This is a genomic window from Demequina sp. NBRC 110056 (assembly GCF_002090155.1).
GTDB lineage: Bacteria > Actinomycetota > Actinomycetes > Actinomycetales > Demequinaceae > Demequina.
On record NZ_BBRM01000002.1, the window covers coordinates 504,063 to 520,580 of the forward strand.

Below are 16,518 nucleotides of genomic sequence, written 5' to 3' on the forward strand. Positions count from 1 at the left end.
CTCGCAGCTGGGCCGCGCCTCGATGGTCACCGAGGCGCGGCCCGCCATGGGGTGGCGCGTCAGGCCGCGATCGGCAGCTCCTCGCGCAGGTACCGGGTGTAGCCCGGAAGGGTCAGGAATGCCGGGAAGTCCTCCTGGAGGCACACCTCGCGGAGCAGGTCGGCCGCGGCATCGAAGCGATCCTCGACGGTGCGCGGCACGGCCGCCAGCACGTCGTCCACGACGCCCTCCACCCGTGTGGCGGTGATGATCTCACCGGTGTCCGTGCGGGTGCCGTAGCGGATCCACTGCCACAGCTGCGAACGGCTGATCTCAGCCGTGGCGACGTCCTCCATGAGGTTGTCGATGCCCGCAGCGCCGGTCCCCCTCAGCCAGCTCTCCAGGTATCGCAGCGCCGCCGAGACGTTGCGCCGCACGCCGTCGCTCGTGACGGTCGCTCCCGGCACGCGCAGGTCGAGCAGCTGGTCCGCGGTGACGTGCACGTCGTCGCGACGGCGGTCCATCTGGTTCGGGCGATCCCCCAACACCGCGTCGAACTCCGCCTGCGCGGTGGCGATGAGCCCAGGGTGCGCGACCCACGAGCCGTCGAAGCCGTCGGCCGCCTCCCGTCGCTTGTCCTCGGCGACCTGCGCCAGCGCGCGCTCGGTCACCTCCGGCTCGCGGCGGTTGGGGATGAACGCACTCATGCCGCCGATCGCCTGCGCACCCCTGCGGTGGCAGGTGGACACGAGCAGCTCGGTGTACGCGCGCATGAACGGCACCGTCATGGTGATCTGGCTGCGGTCGGGCAGCACGTAACGGGTGCCGCGCTCTCGATACGTCTTGATGGCGGAGAAGATGTAGTCCCAGCGGCCCGCGTTGAGCCCGGCGCAGTGGTCGCGCAGCTCGTAGAGCATCTCCTCCATCTCGAAGGCCGCTGGGAGCGTCTCGATGAGCATGGTCGCGCGGATGGTGCCGTGGGCCAGGTTCAGCTCCTGCTCGATGGCCGTGAACACCTGGTCCCACAGCCGCGCCTCGAGCCGGCCTTCGAGCTTGGGCAGGTAGAAGTACGGACCCGAGCCGCGAGCCACGAGCTCGTGGGCGTTGTGGAACGCGTAGAGCCCCGCATCCATGAGCGACGCGGACACCGCGTGACGGATCCCGTCCGCCTCGACGTGGACGAGGTTACGGTCGACCAGGTGCCAGCCGCGCGGGCGGAACACGATCGTCGGCGAGCTCTCGCCCAGCTCGTACGTGCGCCCGTCAGCGCTCTCGTAGGAGATCGTGCGCCGCACGGCGTCGGCGAGGTTGATCTGCCCCTCGATCATCGTCGCCCAGGTGGGCGTGTTCGCGTCCTCGTGATCGGCCAGCCACACCTTCGCATCGGAGTTGAGGGCGTTGATCGCCATCTTCCTGTCGGTCGGGCCGGTGATCTCGACGCGACGATCCTCGAGGCCCGGACCGGGGCCGGCGACGCGCCAGGTCGGATCCTCCCGGATGGACGCGGTGGCAGGGTCGAACCGCAGGTCGGCGCCGTTGGAGATCGCGGCCGTCCGCCGCAGTCGCTCCTCGAGGACATCGGCGCGCGGGCCGGCGAACCGGCGTTGCAGGCGCGCCAGGAAGGCCAGCGCCCGCGGTGTGAGGATCTCGTCGTAGCGGTCCGCCAGTGGCGCCGCGATCTCGATCTGAGTGTCGAACATGGTGACTCCTAGAACTGCTCGGCCTCGGTGGACCCGGCCATGGCCAGGGTCGAGGCGGTGGGGTTGAGCGCGGTGGAGACCCGGTCGAAGTAGCCGGTTCCCACCTCCGCCTGATGCTTGGTGGCGGAGTAGCCGCCTGACTCGGATGCGACCTCCGCCTCCTGGAGCTCGACGTACGCGCTCATCTGGGTGTGCGCGTATCCCCTGGCGAGCTCGAACATGCCGTGGTTGAGCGAGTGGAAGCCCGCCAGGGTGATGAACTGGAAGGCGTAGCCCATCGCTGCGAGCTCGCGCTGGAAGGACGCGATCTGCGCATCGTCGAGGTGGCGGCGCCAGTTGAAGCTGGGCGAGCAGTTGTACGCGAGCTGCTTCCCGGGGTGCTCGGCGTGGATGGACTCGGCGAAGCGACGCGCGAGCTCCAGGTCCGGCTTCGAGGACTCGACCCACAGGAGGTCCGCGTAGGGCGCGTAGGCGTGTCCGCGGGCGAGCACGGGGTCGATGCCGGAGCGGACCTCGTGGAAGCCCTCGGCGGTGCGCGCGCCGGTGAGGAACTCGCGGTCTCGCTCGTCGACGTCCGACGTCAGCAAGGTCGCCGCCAGCGCATCCGTGCGCGCGATGACGATGGTCGGGGCGCCGGCGACATCGGCCGCGAGCCGCGCCGCGTTGAGCGTGCGGATGTGCTGTGAGGTCGGCACCAGCACCTTGCCGCCCATGTGCCCGCACTTCTTCTCGGCGGCGAGCTGGTCCTCCCAGTGCACGCCCGCCGCCCCGGCGGCGATCATCTGGTGCATGAGCTCGTACGCGTTGAGCGGGCCGCCGAAGCCGGCCTCCGCATCGGCGACGATGGGGGCCATCCAGTCACGGGTGGTCGCGCCGGTCTCGGAGAACTCGATCTGTGCGGTGCGCAGCAGTGCGTTGTTGATGCGGCGCACCACCGCGGGCACCGAGTTCGCGGGGTACAGGCTCTGGTCGGGATACGTCTGACCCGACAGGTTGGCGTCGGCCGCGACCTGCCACCCTGACAGGTAGATCGCCTCGAGTCCGGCGCGCACCTGCTGGACCGCCTGGTTCCCCGTGAGCGCCCCGAGTGCCGCTGTCCAGGTCCCGCGGTCGTCGACGTTGGCACGGATCTGCTCCCAGAGCCGCTCGGCACCCCTCCTCGCCAGCGTGGGCTCCTCGCGGACAGAGCCGCGCAGAGCGATGACGTCCTCCGCGGTGTAGTCGCGGCGCACGCCCTCCCATCGGGGGTCCGTGGCCCACTGGGCCTCGAGCTCGAAGGCGGTCTGGGTCTGATCGCCGGGCCTCGTCGTCGTCGACATGGTCGTTCCTCTCTCATCGGCGGTGGTGCCGTCATGTCGACCGTACGCATGCCCCCGTGGCTTTTTCTGCGAGAGTTTGCGAGAACTTTCTCGATTGTTCTAGCCGCGCGAACGAAGGTGTGCCACGATGCCGCCATGAGCGACGATGCGATTCACGACGGACCCACCCCCCTGACGGTGGGCCGACGCGTCAGGGCGGCACGCCTGGCGGCGGGCATGACCGTTCACGACCTCGCCGCGGCGCTCGGACGCTCGGCCTCGCAGGTCTCGGTCATCGAGAACGGCAGGCGCGAGCTGCGCGTCAGCGACCTGCAGCGCGTGGCGACCGCGCTCGGCTGCGGCCTCGACCACCTGCTCGACCCGACCCCGCCCAGCAAACGCGACGCGCTCGAGATCGAGCTCGCCCGCATCCAGGCTGGGCCCCTCATGTCCTCGCTCCCCCTACCGGAGCTCCCGGTACGCAAGGGCATGCCCGACGAGGCGATCGAGACGATCCTCGCCCTGCATCGCGAGCTCGTCGCTCAGCACGAGCGACACTCGTCCACCCCCGAGGAGGCGCGCCGTGCCAACACGGAGCTGCGCGCAGCGCAGCGCGCCCGCTCGAACCACTATCCCGAGCTCGAGACGCACGCCGCCCGCCTGCTCGCCGCGATCGGCCACCCGGGCGGACCGCTGTCCCACTCGGCGGCCTCGACCCTTGCCGCGCACCTCGGATTCTCGCTGCACTACGTGCACGACCTGCCGGTGACCACGCGCTCCGTCACGGATGCTCGCGAGGGTCGCATCTACCTGCCGATCCGGCAGGCCGGCACCGATCGTCGCGTGGTCCTGCTGCAGGCCCTCGCCGGTCACGCGCTCGGGCACGCCGAGCCCCAGCACTACGGCGATCTGCTCCGACAGCGCGTCGAGACCAACTACCTCGCGGGCGCGCTCATGATGCCCGAAGGCTCAGCAGTCGAGCTCCTCAGGCGCGCGAAGCGCGAGCGCGACCTGTCGGTCGAGGACCTCCGGGATGCCTTCGCGGTGAGCTACGAGGCCGCCGCGCACCGCTTCACGAACCTCGCGACCGAGCACCTGGGCATCCCGGTGCACTTCCTCAAGGTCGACGCGGCCGGCATCCTGACCAAGGCGTACGAGAACGACGACGTGTCGTTCCCCCAGGACGCGTTGGGACACGTCGAGGGGCAGCGCGTGTGTCGCAAGTGGAGCGCACGGCAGGTGTTCGAGCGTGACGACCGCTACGGGATCTACCACCAGTACACGGACAAGCCGAATGGGACGTACTGGTGCACCTCGGCGGTGCAGTCCGACGCCGCTGCCGACTACTCGGTCTCCGTCGGCACCCGGTACGAGCACACCAAGTGGTTCCGCGGCCGCGACACGCAGACGCGCCGGTTCTCGAGCTGCCCCGACCCCACGTGCTGCCGAGCACCGGCGCCCGACCTTGCCCAGCGGTGGGACAGCACGACGTTCCCGGCGGCGCGCATCAACTCGTCGCTGCTCGCGGCGGCGCCGTCGGAGTCCGCGACGGGCATCGACCGGACGGCGGTCTACGAGTTCCTCGAGCGGCACACCAGCGCCAGCTCCTGACTGGTCGCCGGACGCCACGCGGACGGTCAGCCGCCCGCGACCACCGCCTGGTCACGGCCGCCCTGCTTCGCCTCGTAGAGCGCGGCATCTGCATCAGCGAACAGCTCGTCCAGCGTCTGGTCGGCACTGGGCACGGCGATGCCGAAGCTCACGGTCGGCAACGGGAAGTCTTGGCGCTCGCCGGTCGAGGCGTACGCTGCGGCGATCTCCTCCGCGCGCGCCGCCGCGGCCGCGGCGTCCGCGACGAGGATCACCGCGCCGAACTCCTCGCCCCCGAGCCGTCCGGCGAACTCCCGCCGGCCAGTGGCGTCGCGCAGCGTCCGCGCGAACTGCACGATCGCGCGGTCGCCCGCAGCGTGGCCATAGCCGTCGTTCACCGCCTTGAAGTGGTCGAGATCGGCGATGACCAGCGCCGGTGCGGGTCCGCCGCGCAGCGCGTGCCGCTCGATCGCCTCCTGCGCGCGGTGCCAGAACTCGCGGCGCCCCAACAAACCTGTGAGGTCATCGGTGATCGCACGCTGGCGTAGCCGCACCGTCTGCTGCTCCCAGCCGAGCGCCGAGGCGCTGAACGTCACCGCGACGAGGCTGAGCAGCATCACCACTGCGGTCACACCCGGCCCGCCGAGCGCGAGGAAGAGCGAGCCCTCGGGCCCGACCGCGACGTACAGGACGAAGCGGAGGACGTACTGGACCGCGAGGATGGACGCGGCGAGCGCGCTCACGAGGGTCGCGACCTGAGACTCCACCGTTCGCGGCCGGTCCTCGCCCCACCCCGAGCGCCACGCGGACCACATCTCCCGCGCCGCCAGCACGAACATCGCCCCCATGTAGGCGAACTCGACGCCGTCACCCGCCCAGACCGAGCTCGCCGGGCGCTCGAGCGCCGCCGCAGCGACGACGAAGATCGCACCCACTGGCATGAGCCACCGCGGCACCGCGAGGCCACGGACCGATCGAGCGGCGAACCACACCGCCGTCGCGCCTACAGCGGATGCGGCGCCCGACAGCGGGTTGGCGACGACCTGAGCGTCCGTGCCGTTGAGGAGCAGGAGCGAGCTGCCCGATGCGGTCGCCACGAGCGCGATCGTCCACCAGCCCGAGAACGCCGAGCGGGTGGGCCGATACACCGCGAGGTAGAACAGCACCAGCACCAGGAGCGACACGCCTCCGAGCACCACACGTAGGGTCGGGACGTCGAGCATGCCGCCACGCTAGTGGTCGAGAGCCTTCGCGCCACAGTGCAACGTGACAGGACTCACAGGTTTGCCGCGTCCCGGCGGGCGGGCGAGCCTGTCCGTAGAGTGGTCGCATGGCCAACAAGACCCGTCCGACGCCGCAGTCGGTGGAGGACTTCCTCGCCAGCGTGATGCCCGAGCGCCGTCGCGAGGAGGGCCTGCGACTGCATGCCCTCATGTCGGAGGTGACAGGCGACGAGGGCGTCATGTGGGGCCCCACCATGGTCGGCTACGGCAGCTACCACTACCGCTACGCCTCGGGCCGCGAGGGAGACATGCTCCGCGTCGGCTTCTCGCCGCGCAAGGCGCAGCTGTCTCTCTACGGGCTCAACGAGGACCCCGGCCAGAAGGCGCTCCTCGAGCGCCTTGGGCCGCACACGACCGGCGTGAGCTGCGTCTACGTGAAGCGGCTCGACGACATCGACGAGGAGGTCCTGCGCGACCTCGTGGACCTCGGTTACCAGCACGGGGACTTCGACGCGAACGCCTAGGCTGGGCGCATGATCGCGCTCCAGTGCTCCGTGGACCTGCCCCGCGACTACCCGATGCCCCGCGTCCTCGAGCGGATCGCCGCGGACGGCGTCGCCCACGACGCAGCGCCTGGGCTGCTGTGGTTCGCGCACGCCGTGCGCCAGGCGGGCGCCGACGGGGCGACGGTCCACCGCTACCTGATGCTGTCGGTCTGGTCCAACACTTCCCGCCTCGGGGCCTACCTGTGGGACTCCGGGGGCTTCGAGCGCGTGCGAGCGCAGTACGGCCACGTGGACGTCGCGCTGTGGCCCGTCGCGGGCCTCCAGGTCGACCGCGACGCGCTCGCCGACGCGGATCACCTCGAGGTGACCACGTCGCCGGCGCGCCCGGACTCGGCGCTGTCCACGATCGCCGAGGACGCCAGCGCGGCCAGCGCGAAGGCGATGCGCAGCCGAGATGTGAGCGCCTCGCTGCGCTGCGTCGACGCCGCTTCGGGCGCGACGTTCGGCGCGGATCTGCGGCGGGGCCTGCCGCGCGGGGACGGCGGCAGCGTCTACGCGCTCGCGCACCTCGCGGTGCCGCCCGCCCCGACCTCCTGAGCCGGTCCAGTCGCGGCCGGGTCGCGGCGAGACTCCGCCGTCACCCACCCTCCACGTCGTCGCAGCCTGGGCATGCGACCCCTCACCTCCGCCCGACGGCCTCGCGCTGAGGACCGGCCGATGCGCGCCGAATCTCGCGTACTCGCCACACCTTCGTGCGTGACCGCAGGCTTCTCCGCCGTCCCTGACGTACGGAACGGGCCTCCGTCCGTGGGAATCGCTCACACCGCAGGCCGCCAGCCCGCGTGAGGGCCGCGCGGCGGGTCAGCGGCGCTTGCGCTTCTCCCGCACGCGCACCGAGATCTGGATGGGCGTGCCCTCGAACCCGAAGTTCTCGCGCAGCCGGCGCTCGATGAAGCGGCGGTAGGTGGGGTCGAGGAAGCCGCTCGAGAAGATCACGAACCGCGGGGGCCGGGCCGAGGCCTGCGTCGCGAACAGGATCTTGGGCTGCTTGCCGGAGCGCACCGGGTGCGGGTGCTCGGCGACCAGCTCGCCCAGGAAGGAGTTGAGGCGGCCGGTGGAGATGCGCTGGTCCCAGCTGCCGAGCGCGAGGTCGATGGCGGGCACGAGCCGGTTGGTGTGCCACCCCGTACGCGCCGACAGGTTCACGCGCGGCGCCCACGACAGCTGCACGAGGTCCTTCTCGATCGAGCGATCGAGCAGGAACCGCTCGTCCTCGCCGACGAGGTCCCACTTGTTGAACACCAGCACGAGCGCGCGGCCCGCCTCGATGACCTGCGAGATGACGCGGGTGTCCTGGTCCGTGAGCGGTCCCGAGGCGTCGAGGAGCACGAGGGCCACCTCGGCGCGCTCGATCGCGGCTCCTGTGCGCAGCGACGCGTAGAAGTCGGCGCCCTTGGTCATGTGGACCCGGCGCCGGATGCCCGCGGTGTCCACGAGCGTCCACGACCGTCCGGCGATCTCGACCTTCTCATCCACGGGATCCCGCGTGGTTCCCGCCGTCTCGTCGACGACGACGCGGCGCTCGCCCGCGAGCTGGTTGAGCAGCGAGCTCTTGCCGACGTTCGGACGGCCGACGAGCGCGATGCGGCGCGGGGCATCCGGGTCGACCTCCACCTCGGGAAGCTCGGTGGGCAGGATCGCGATGGCAGCGTCGAGCAGGTCTCCCGTGCCGCGTCCGTGCAGGGCGCTCACCGGGTAGGGCTCCCCCAGTCCGAGGTTCCACAGCGCCGCGGCCTCGAGCTCGCCCTGCGGTCCGTCGACCTTGTTGGCGGCGAGCACGACCGGCTTGCCCGACCGACGCAGGAGCTTGACGACCTTCTCGTCAGACGCGGTGGCGCCGACCGTGGCGTCGACCACGAAGAGGATCGCGTCGGCCATGTCGATCGCTACCTCGGCCTGCTGGGCGACCGAGAGGTCAAGGCCCTGGACCTTGGCCTCCCAGCCTCCGGTGTCCATCAGCATGAAGTCCACGCCCGCCCATTCGGCGGGGTACGACACGCGGTCACGGGTCACGCCGGGCGTGTCCTCGACGACCGCGAGGCGCTTGCCGATGATGCGGTTGACGAGCGTCGATTTGCCGACGTTGGGGCGGCCGACGACCGCGAGGGTCGGCAGCGCGCTCTCGGTCTCGACGGGCACCTCACCGGCGAGCGCGGCGAGGTCCTCGGCGGTGAGGTCGTACTCCTCGAGCCCAGCGCGCAGCGCGGCCTCGCGCACCTCGTCGAGGCTCTCCTCGGGGTCCGACGGAACCGCCACCGGTGCCGGGACGTCGTCCACGCCGCGGTACTCCTGGTCGTCGCTCATGCGGTTGCCTCCTCTGGGGTCGCTCGCCCGCCGTCGTCGACGGGGAGCTCAAGATCTGTCGTGGCCAGTGTGGCGTCGACCTGGCTGCGCAGCGCGGCCGCCACCGCCTCAGCCGCCCACTCCTGGCGTGCGCGGCCCCGGAGGTCCGCGGGCGGCTCCAACGTCACGGGTTCGCCGAAGTCGACGAGGATCCTGCGGCGCGGCGCGGGCCACACTCCCACCGGCTCACCGCTGTGGCGCGTCCCGACCATCGTGGTCGGCACGATGGGCGCGCCCGTCTGGAGCGCGAGCCAGGCGGCGCCCCCGTGGACCGCGTCGGCGCGACCGGCTCCCCTGGTGCCTTCGGGGAACATGCCCACGACGTCACCGCGCTTGAGGACGGCGCGGCCCTGCTGCAGTGCCACGCGTCCCGAACCGTCGACCTCAATCTGGCCCGCAGCGCGCAGGATGGGACCGAGCACGCCGCGGAACATGTGGTCGCCGATGAGGAAGTGCGAGCCACGCGGGATGATGCCGTGGAGCACAGGACCATCGATGAAGCCGACGTGGTTCGCGACCACCAGCGCCGCACCGTGGCGCGGGAGCCGGTCGCGGCCGCGCACCTCGGTCGCCCACAGCACGCGGGCGAGGAAGCGGCCCACCCATCGGGACCATCGCGGCCCCCATCGGCTGGGCGCGTCGGGAGGGGTCACAGCTGGGCCTCGTGCGCGAGGGAGATCACGGCCCGCACCGCCTCGTCGATCGTCAGGTCGGTGGTGTCGAGGGTGTGGACGCCGTCCGCCGCCTCGTGGAAGCTCACCACGGTCGCGTCCTTGCGGTCGCGCCCGAGCACGGCCTCGCGCACGGTCGCGACGTCCGCGCCCTCGCCGGCGCGGCGCGCCACCCGCACCTCGTCGTCGGCCGTCATGAGGACCCTCACGTCGGCCTCGGGCGCGATCACCGTGGTGATGTCGCGGCCCTCGGCGACGATGCCGCGGCCCTCGGACAGACCGCCAGAGACCTCGCGTCGGATCACCTCACGCTGCATCTCCTGGAGGATCGGGCGCGCCTCGAGGTTGGTCGCGACCTTCGACACGGTGAGCGCCACGGTGTCGGTGCGGATCTGCGCGGACACGTCCTCGCCGTCGAGCAGCACGCGGGGCGCGCGCGCGTCGAGGATCAGCTCCACGTTCATGGTCGCGACCATCGCCGCGACGTCGGAGGTGCTGGTGAGGTCCACGCCGTCGCGCAGGCACGCGAGCGTCGCCACCCGGTAGGTCGCTCCCGTGTCGAAGTAGGCGAGGCCGAGCCGCGTGGCGACCTCACGGGACACGGTGGACTTGCCCGTTCCAGCCGGCCCGTCGATGGCGATGACGATTCCGCTCATGGTGCTGCGATCTCCCAGTCGTTGTCGGCGAGCGCTCGCGCGAGCTCCTGCGCGCGTGCTGGCAGCACGTGCAGCGTCGTGAGTCCCACCAGTTGGCGGGGCGAGTGCTCGATGGTGATGTCCTCGACGTTGACGCCAACGGTCGCGGCATCCGTGAGCAGACGCAGCAGCTGTCCTGGCGTGTCGGGCACGATGACGGTCACGGGCGTCCACTCGCGCTGCGCGCCGCCGTGCTTGCCCGGGATCCTGCCGACCTCGACCCGGCCGCGCTCGATGAGGTCGGTCACGGCCTCACCCACGTCGTCGGCGTCCCTGATGTCTTCGAGGTCGGCGATGATGTGGTCGATCGTCGCGATGAGGGCGGGCCGGTTGAGGCGGGCGATGTCCGCCCACATGCGCGGGTCGGATCCGGCGATGCGCGTGACGTCGCGCAGGCCCTGGCCCGCGAGGGCCACGTCATCGGCGTGCAGGGGCCCGAGCGCGGCGGCGACCGCGGAGGCCGCCACCTGGGGCGCGTGCGACACGCGTGCCACGGCGGCGTCGTGGGCCGGTGCCTCCATCTCGACCACGTCGCACTGGAGGGCGTGGGCGAGCGCGCGCACGCGCTCGACGGCGTCTCGGCCGGCGCCGTTGGCGCAGATCACCCACGGCCGGGCCTTGAACAGGTCGCCCTGCGCGGCGAGCCCGCCGGACATCTCCCTGCCGGCCATCGGGTGCGAGCCGACGTAGCGGTCGCCGTGGCCGGTCGCGTCCGCGGCGGCGGCGATGGGCGCCTTGACGCTCGCGACGTCCGTCACGACGGCGGAGGGCCAGCGGTCGAGCGCCTGTGCGACCACGGCCGCCGTCGCCGAGGGTGGCACGGCGACGATCACGAGCTCGGGGTCGAGCGCATCGGCACTCGGAGAGAGCGCACCGCCGCCGCCGATGGCGTGCGCGAGGGCCTCTGCCTCGGCGTCCGCGTCCTCGATGGTGACGTCCCAGCCCTCGGTCGACAGGCCGATGCCGATGCTCGCTCCGATCAGCCCCGCGCCGATGACGTGAGTGCGGGAGGACGGCGCGGTCATTGCGCGAGGTCGCGCCGCAGCGCGACGGCGTCGTGAAGGTACACGTGGGTGACGTCGGCGCGCTCGCGCGCGGTCTCGACGTGGGCGAGCACCCGCACCACGAGCGGCAGCGCGCCGGGCACGGCCATCTCCTGGGCGCACATGAGGGGCACCGCGCCAAAGCCCAGCTCGCGGGCGGCCGCGGCAGGGAAGTCGCTGACGATGTCGGGCGTGCAGGTGAAGATCACCGAGATGACGTCGTCGGGCTCGAGAGCGTTGGCGCTCATCAGCGACTCGACGAGCTCCTGGGTCCGGCCGTGCAGGTGGTCCCTGTCGTCGACGTCGAGCGTGGTGGCACCGCGGATGGCTCGGACTGGCATGCCCACCATCGTATCGGTGGCATGGCCGGCCTAGAGTCCCGCGACCTCCATGAGCGCCCCGACCTCTTCACGGTTGAGGCGGCGCACCTCCCCGGGCTGCAGCGTGCCCAGCCCGATGGGGCCAAAGTCGGTGCGGACCAGGTCGACCACGGGGTGACCCACCTTGTCGAGCATGCGGCGCACGATGCGGTTGCGGCCCTCGTGGAGCTCGACGCGCACGAGCGAGTGCCCCTTCGACACGTCGAGGATCGCGCAGTCGCTCACGCGCACCGGCCCGTCCTCGAGCTCGACGCCCGCGCGCAGCCGCGTGCACAGCGACTTCGCGACCTGGCCCTCGACCTTGGCCACGTACACCTTGGGCACCCCGTGCGTGGGGTGCGCCAGCCTGTTGGCGAGCTCGCCGTCGTTGGTGAGCAGCAGCACCCCGGTGGTCTCGGCGTCGAGCCTGCCGACGTGGAAGAGCCTCTCGGAGTACTCCGTGACGAACTGGTCGAGCGCCGGTCGGCCCTGCGGATCTGACATCGTCGACACGACGCCGCGCGGCTTGTTGAGGACGACCGTCACCGTACGGTCGTCGACGACGATGCGCTTGCCGCCCACCTCGATGCGGACCTCGTCGGGGTTGACGCGCACGCCGAGCTGGGTGACGACCTCACCGTCGACCTTCACCAGGCCGCGCTCGATCAGCACCTCGCACTTGCGGCGCGACCCGACCCCGGCGGCTGCGAGCACCTTCTGCAGGCGCACGCCTTCCGGGCGGTGGACCTCGAGCTCACCCATCAGCGTCCCTCCCCGTCGACGTCGGCGAGGTCCGGCAGGTACGGCGCGAGCTCGGGCAGGTCGTCGAGCGTCGCGAGCCCCATCCGCTCGAGGAACTCGGTGGTCGTGCCGTACTGGAGCGCGCCGCCGATCTCGCCCACCTCCGTGACGAGGCCACGCGCGCTCAGGGTCTTCATCACCGAGTCGACGTTGACGCCGCGCACCTGCGAGACCTGGCCACGCGTCACGGGCTGCCGGTAGGCCACGACCGCGAGGGTCTCGAGCGCCGCCTGGGACAGGCGCGCGGACTGACCCTCGACCACGAAGGCCCCCACCGCATCGGCGTACAGGCGCGACGAGTACACGCGCCACCTGCCGTCGACCTCGCGCAGCTCGAATCCGCGCGGCGCGTCCGGGTCGGCGTACTCGTCGCGCAGGGCGACGAGCGCCGCGGTCACCGTGTCGATCGTGGCGTCGATCGCGGCAGCGATGTCCGCCGCCGCAACGGGCTCGTCGACCACCATGAGGATCGCCTCGGTGGCTCCCCTGGTGTGCACGTCAGTCATTCTCACCGCTCTCCTGTGGCACGCTCGGCTGCGACTGCTCCGGAGGTGCGGCCGCCTCGTCGAACTCTGCCGAGACCTCGATCTCCGCGTCGTCGCCGCCCGTCCACCGGATGGTCAGCTCGCCGAGCGAGCGCATCTGGTCGAAGGCGATCACGGCCTCCTTGAACAATTCAAGCAGGGCCAGGAAGCGCGCGACCACCACGTTGACATGATCGGCGTCCGCGATGAGGGACCTGAAGGTCACCACCTTGTCGCGTTGCAGGCGCGACGACACCACCACGGCCTGCTCGCGCACGCTCACCGCCGGCGCGTGGAGGTGGGCGATGCTGACGCCCGTGTCGGTGGCCTTCGGCTGCAGGGCGTGCGCCGCGAGCCGCGCGAGCTGGTCCGGCGTCACCGACCACACGAGCTCCGGCAGCAGCATCGCGAAGTGGGACTCGAGCGGCACGTCGCGCGGAACCCTCCGCGGCGCCTCGAGCAACTGCTCGAACGTGCCCGCCACCTGCTTGAAGGCCCGGTACTGCAGCAGTCGCGCGAACAGCAGGTCGCGCGCCTCCAGGAGCTCGAGGTCCTCGGCGTCCTCGACCTGCCCCTGCGGCAACAGCCGCGCGGTCTTGAGGTCGAGCAGCGTCGCTGCGACCACGAGGAACTCGCTCGCCTGGGAGAGGTCCCAGTCCGTCTCGTGCGCGGCGATGGTCGCCAGGAACTCGTCGGTCACACGGGCGATCGCCACCTCCGTGATCTCCAGCTCGTGCTTGGAGATGAGCGACAGCAGCAGGTCGAAGGGGCCCTCGAAGTTGTCGAGGTGGACCTCGAAGCCGCGCCGCTCGGCGGGAGCGGTCTCGGGGACGGCGGCCACCGCGCTCAGGCCGCGACGCCGCGCGCGACCAGCTCGCGCGCGAGCGAGCGGTACTGCTCGGCGCCGGCGTGGCGCGGGGCGAAGGTCGTGATCGGCTCCGCCGCGACGGTCGCGTCGGGGAACTTCACGGTGCGATGGATCATCGACTCGGTCACCCGGTCGCCGAACTTCTGCTGGACGCGCTCGACGACCTCCTGCGCGTGCAGGGTGCGCCCGTCGTACATGGTGGGGATGATCGCGTCGATCGTCAGGCGGGGGTTGAGCCGGTCCTGGACCTTGTCGATGGTCTCGACCAGGAGCGCCACGCCGCGCATCGCGAAGTACTCGCACGCGAGCGGGATGATGACGCCGTGCGCCGCCACCAGCGCGTTCACCGTGAGCAGGCCGAGCGACGGCTGGCAGTCGATGAGGATGACGTCGTAGTCGTCCGCGACGGACCGCAGGCCGCGCGCGAGGGTCGACTCGCGGGCGACCTCGCCCACGAGCTGGACCTCGGCGGCGGACAGGTCGATGTTCGCGGGGATGAGGTCGAGGCCGTCGATCCCCGTCGAGTGGATGACGTCGGAGGCCTTCACACCCGAGCGCATCAGCAGGTCGTAGATGGTCGTGTCGAGCTCGTTGGCGTTGACGCCGAGGCCGGCCGATGCCGCTCCCTGCGGGTCGAAGTCGACCACCAGCACGCGGCGCCCGTACTCCGCCAGCGCGGCCGCGAGGTTCACCGTCGTGGTGGTCTTGCCGACCCCACCCTTCTGGTTGCACAGCGCGATCACGCGCGCCGGGCCGTGACCGCTGAGGGGTGACGGGACGGGGAACTCACTCACGCGCCCACAGTACCGTGAGCCAGGGGCGATGCTCAGCGGGCACGCGGGTGCGCCGCGACGTACACCTCGCGCAGCGCGTCCTGGGTCACGGCGGTGTAGATCTGCGTCGTGGTGACCGAGGCGTGGCCCAGCAGCTCCTGCACCACACGCACGTCCGCACCGCCCGCGAGCAGGTGGGTCGCGAACGAGTGACGGAGCGTGTGCGGCGACACATCCGGGACCTGTGCGCGGTCTGCCGCCGACTTGAGGATCGCCCACGCGCTCTGGCGCGACAGGCGCCCTCCCCTGGTGTTGAGGAACAGCGCGGGTGTCCCCCGCCCGCCCTGGGCCAACGCGGACCGAGCGCGCACGAGGTAGGCGTCGAGCGCATCGGCCGCATACCCGCCGATGGGCACCACCCGCTCCTTGCGCCCCTTGCCGCGCAGCAGCACGGCGGCCTCACCCGGCACCAGCGTGACGTCGTCGACGTCGAGGCCAGTCGCCTCGGAGATGCGCGCACCGGAGGCGTACACCAGCTCGAGGAGGGCGCGGTCGCGCAGGCCCGCCTCGCCCTCGCGGGACGCCTCGGCAAGGATGCGGGCGACGTCGTCGGTCGAGATCGCCTTGGGCAGTCGCTTGGGTATCGCGCGCGGCTTGACCTCGAGCGACACGTCGTCGCCCGTCCAGCCCTCCGCCACGGCGAAGCGGTGCCAGCCGCGCACGGCCACGACGGTCCGTGAAGCCGATGCGGGCGCGAGCGGCCGCCCGCCGTCGGCCCCCGTGCCGATCGCTTGGGAGAAGTCGGCGACGTCCGCGCGCGTCACCTCCGCGAGCCCCGCACGTCCGCGGGAGTCGAGGAACGCGCTGTAGCGGCTCAGGTCCCGTCGGTACGCGGCGACGGTGTGGACGCTGAGGCCCTTCTCGACGGTCACGTGCGCGAGGTACGCGTCCCGCTCGTGCGCGAGCATGTCAGCCGGCGAACACCGTGAGCGCGTCGGGGAGGAACGGGTCGACGAGGATCGCCGCGAACACGATCGTCAGGTAGGTGATCGAGTCCCTGAACAGCCGCATCTCGCGCAGCTTGTCCTCGCCGCGCTCGGAGCGCCGGTACAGCCGCACGCACCCGGCGGTGAACCATGCGCCGGCGCCCGCGGCCACCGCCGCGTACACCCACGTCATCCCGGCGACGGGCACGAGGATCAGCGTGACCGCGACCATCGCGACGGCGTAGGCGATCATCTCGAGCGCCACCTTGTGGGTCGAGGCGACCACCGGCAGCATCGGGACCTCGGCGTGCGCGTAGTCGCGCTTGAAGCGCATCGACAGCGGCCAGTAGTGCGGCGGGGTCCAGAAGAAGATGATGAGGAACAGCAGGACCGGGGTCCACGACAGGGACTGCGTCACCGCCGCCCAGCCGATCAGCACCGGCATGCAGCCGGCTGCCCCGCCCCACACGATGTTCTGCGACGTGCGGCGCTTGAGGATGAGCGTGTAGCCCACGACGTAGCCCAGGATCGCGGCCACCGACAGCACGGCGGCCAGCGGCGAGCCGACGACCCACACGAACCACGCGGTCGACACCACGCCGAGCGTCCACGCGAAGATCAGCGCCCCGCGCTCGCTCACCGCGCCCGTGACGAGCGGCCGGTTGCGCGTGCGCTTCATCACCGCGTCGATGTCGCGGTCGATGTACATGTTGAAGGCGTTCGCGGAGCCAGCGGACAGGGCGCCACCCACGAGCGTCGTGAGCAGCAACGTCCACGAGGGCCACCCGTCGGCCGCGAGGACCATGGTGGGGATCGTCGTCACCAGCAGCAGCTCGATGATCCGAGGCTTGGTGAGCGCGACGTACGCCTTGACCGACCGGGTCGCCTCGAGCCACCTGGGGACCGCCGGAGCGGTCACCTCCTGAGGCGCAGGGAGGGTCTGGGACATGGGCCCATCCTACCTGGGGGTGCGACCCGCCCGATGCGCGACCACGCGGGTCTCGCCGTGCCCAGATGAACGCCCGATGTCGCCGCTCTCACGCCTGGCGCGAGGACCCCGTGAGTTCCCGGCACCGGTGCCCGAGCCGCGCTCGTCCCC

The 16,518-nt window shown here is 71.5% G+C and carries 17 protein-coding genes; 3 read left to right on the forward strand and 14 right to left on the reverse strand.

Annotation, left to right across the window (positions count from 1 at the left end; genetic code table 11):
- Window positions 1-59: 59 nt before the first annotated feature.
- Window positions 60-1,679 (reverse strand): malate synthase A, encoded by a 1,620-nt coding sequence (gene aceB, locus B7K25_RS02360; protein ID WP_084103848.1) that lies wholly within the window; start codon window positions 1,677-1,679, stop codon window positions 60-62.
- An 8-nt stretch (window positions 1,680-1,687) separates the two neighbouring features.
- Window positions 1,688-2,998 carry an isocitrate lyase gene (gene aceA, locus B7K25_RS02365; protein WP_084103850.1) on the reverse strand — a complete coding sequence of 437 codons (1,311 nt, stop codon included), beginning with the start codon at window positions 2,996-2,998 and terminating at the stop codon, window positions 1,688-1,690.
- 135 nt (window positions 2,999-3,133) lie between these two features.
- Between aceA and B7K25_RS02370 the strand changes: the two genes are divergently transcribed.
- The gene (locus B7K25_RS02370; protein WP_084103852.1) at window positions 3,134-4,588 is read left to right on the forward strand and encodes an XRE family transcriptional regulator; all 1,455 of its coding nucleotides are present in this window, start codon (window positions 3,134-3,136) and stop codon (window positions 4,586-4,588) included.
- Window positions 4,589-4,614: 26 nt separating this feature from the next.
- Here B7K25_RS02370 and B7K25_RS02375 read toward each other — a convergent pair whose 3' ends face one another.
- On the reverse strand, window positions 4,615-5,790 hold the full coding sequence (locus B7K25_RS02375; protein ID WP_084103854.1) for a diguanylate cyclase: 1,176 nt from the start codon (window positions 5,788-5,790) through the stop codon (window positions 4,615-4,617).
- A 107-nt stretch (window positions 5,791-5,897) separates the two neighbouring features.
- Here B7K25_RS02375 and B7K25_RS02380 point away from each other — a divergent pair, with 107 nt between their 5' ends.
- Entirely contained in the window at window positions 5,898-6,314 is a 417-nt protein-coding gene (locus B7K25_RS02380) for a DUF1801 domain-containing protein (protein WP_084103856.1), read from the forward strand.
- Window positions 6,315-6,323: 9 nt separating this feature from the next.
- Window positions 6,324-6,893, forward strand: a complete 570-nt coding sequence (locus B7K25_RS02385) for a DUF4865 family protein (RefSeq protein ID WP_084103858.1) — start codon at window positions 6,324-6,326, stop codon at window positions 6,891-6,893.
- Between the two features lie 264 nt (window positions 6,894-7,157).
- Here B7K25_RS02385 and der read toward each other — a convergent pair whose 3' ends face one another.
- The 11 genes from der to B7K25_RS02440 are packed head-to-tail and all read right to left on the reverse strand — an operon-like array spanning window position 7,158 to window position 16,368.
- Entirely contained in the window at window positions 7,158-8,660 is a 1,503-nt protein-coding gene (gene der / locus B7K25_RS02390) for a ribosome biogenesis GTPase Der (RefSeq protein WP_084103860.1), read from the reverse strand.
- Window positions 8,657-9,352: a 1-acyl-sn-glycerol-3-phosphate acyltransferase gene (locus tag B7K25_RS02395; RefSeq protein WP_084103862.1), complete on the reverse strand. Its 696-nt coding sequence runs from the start codon at window positions 9,350-9,352 to the stop codon at window positions 8,657-8,659. The genes der and B7K25_RS02395 overlap by 4 nt, the downstream gene beginning before the upstream one ends.
- Window positions 9,349-10,026, reverse strand: coding sequence for a (d)CMP kinase (cmk, locus tag B7K25_RS02400; RefSeq protein ID WP_084103864.1), 678 nt, complete (start codon window positions 10,024-10,026; stop codon window positions 9,349-9,351). The genes B7K25_RS02395 and cmk overlap by 4 nt, the downstream gene beginning before the upstream one ends.
- Window positions 10,023-11,090, reverse strand: coding sequence for a prephenate dehydrogenase (locus B7K25_RS02405; RefSeq protein WP_084103866.1), 1,068 nt, complete (start codon window positions 11,088-11,090; stop codon window positions 10,023-10,025). The genes cmk and B7K25_RS02405 overlap by 4 nt, the downstream gene beginning before the upstream one ends.
- Window positions 11,087-11,449, reverse strand: coding sequence for a chorismate mutase (gene aroH, locus B7K25_RS02410; RefSeq protein ID WP_084104505.1), 363 nt, complete (start codon window positions 11,447-11,449; stop codon window positions 11,087-11,089). Before aroH ends, B7K25_RS02405 begins: the two co-directional genes overlap by 4 nt.
- Before the next feature lie 30 nt (window positions 11,450-11,479).
- On the reverse strand, window positions 11,480-12,229 hold the full coding sequence (locus B7K25_RS02415) for a pseudouridine synthase (RefSeq protein ID WP_084103868.1): 750 nt from the start codon (window positions 12,227-12,229) through the stop codon (window positions 11,480-11,482).
- Complete coding sequence (gene scpB, locus B7K25_RS02420) at window positions 12,229-12,774, reverse strand: SMC-Scp complex subunit ScpB (RefSeq protein WP_084103870.1); 546 nt, start codon at window positions 12,772-12,774, stop codon at window positions 12,229-12,231. The genes B7K25_RS02415 and scpB overlap by 1 nt, the downstream gene beginning before the upstream one ends.
- A complete protein-coding gene (locus B7K25_RS02425) occupies window positions 12,767-13,633 on the reverse strand; it encodes a ScpA family protein (RefSeq protein WP_084103872.1) in 867 nt (288 codons plus the stop codon). The genes scpB and B7K25_RS02425 overlap by 8 nt, the downstream gene beginning before the upstream one ends.
- Window positions 13,634-13,638: 5 nt before the next feature.
- Window positions 13,639-14,490 carry a ParA family protein gene (locus B7K25_RS02430; protein ID WP_084104506.1) on the reverse strand — a complete coding sequence of 284 codons (852 nt, stop codon included), beginning with the start codon at window positions 14,488-14,490 and terminating at the stop codon, window positions 13,639-13,641.
- The gene (locus tag B7K25_RS02435) at window positions 14,487-15,401 is read right to left on the reverse strand and encodes a site-specific tyrosine recombinase XerD (RefSeq protein WP_084103874.1); all 915 of its coding nucleotides are present in this window, start codon (window positions 15,399-15,401) and stop codon (window positions 14,487-14,489) included. The genes B7K25_RS02430 and B7K25_RS02435 overlap by 4 nt, the downstream gene beginning before the upstream one ends.
- Before the next feature lies 1 nt (window position 15,402).
- The gene (locus tag B7K25_RS02440; protein WP_084103876.1) at window positions 15,403-16,368 is read right to left on the reverse strand and encodes a heme o synthase; all 966 of its coding nucleotides are present in this window, start codon (window positions 16,366-16,368) and stop codon (window positions 15,403-15,405) included.
- Window positions 16,369-16,518: the final 150 nt, after the last annotated feature.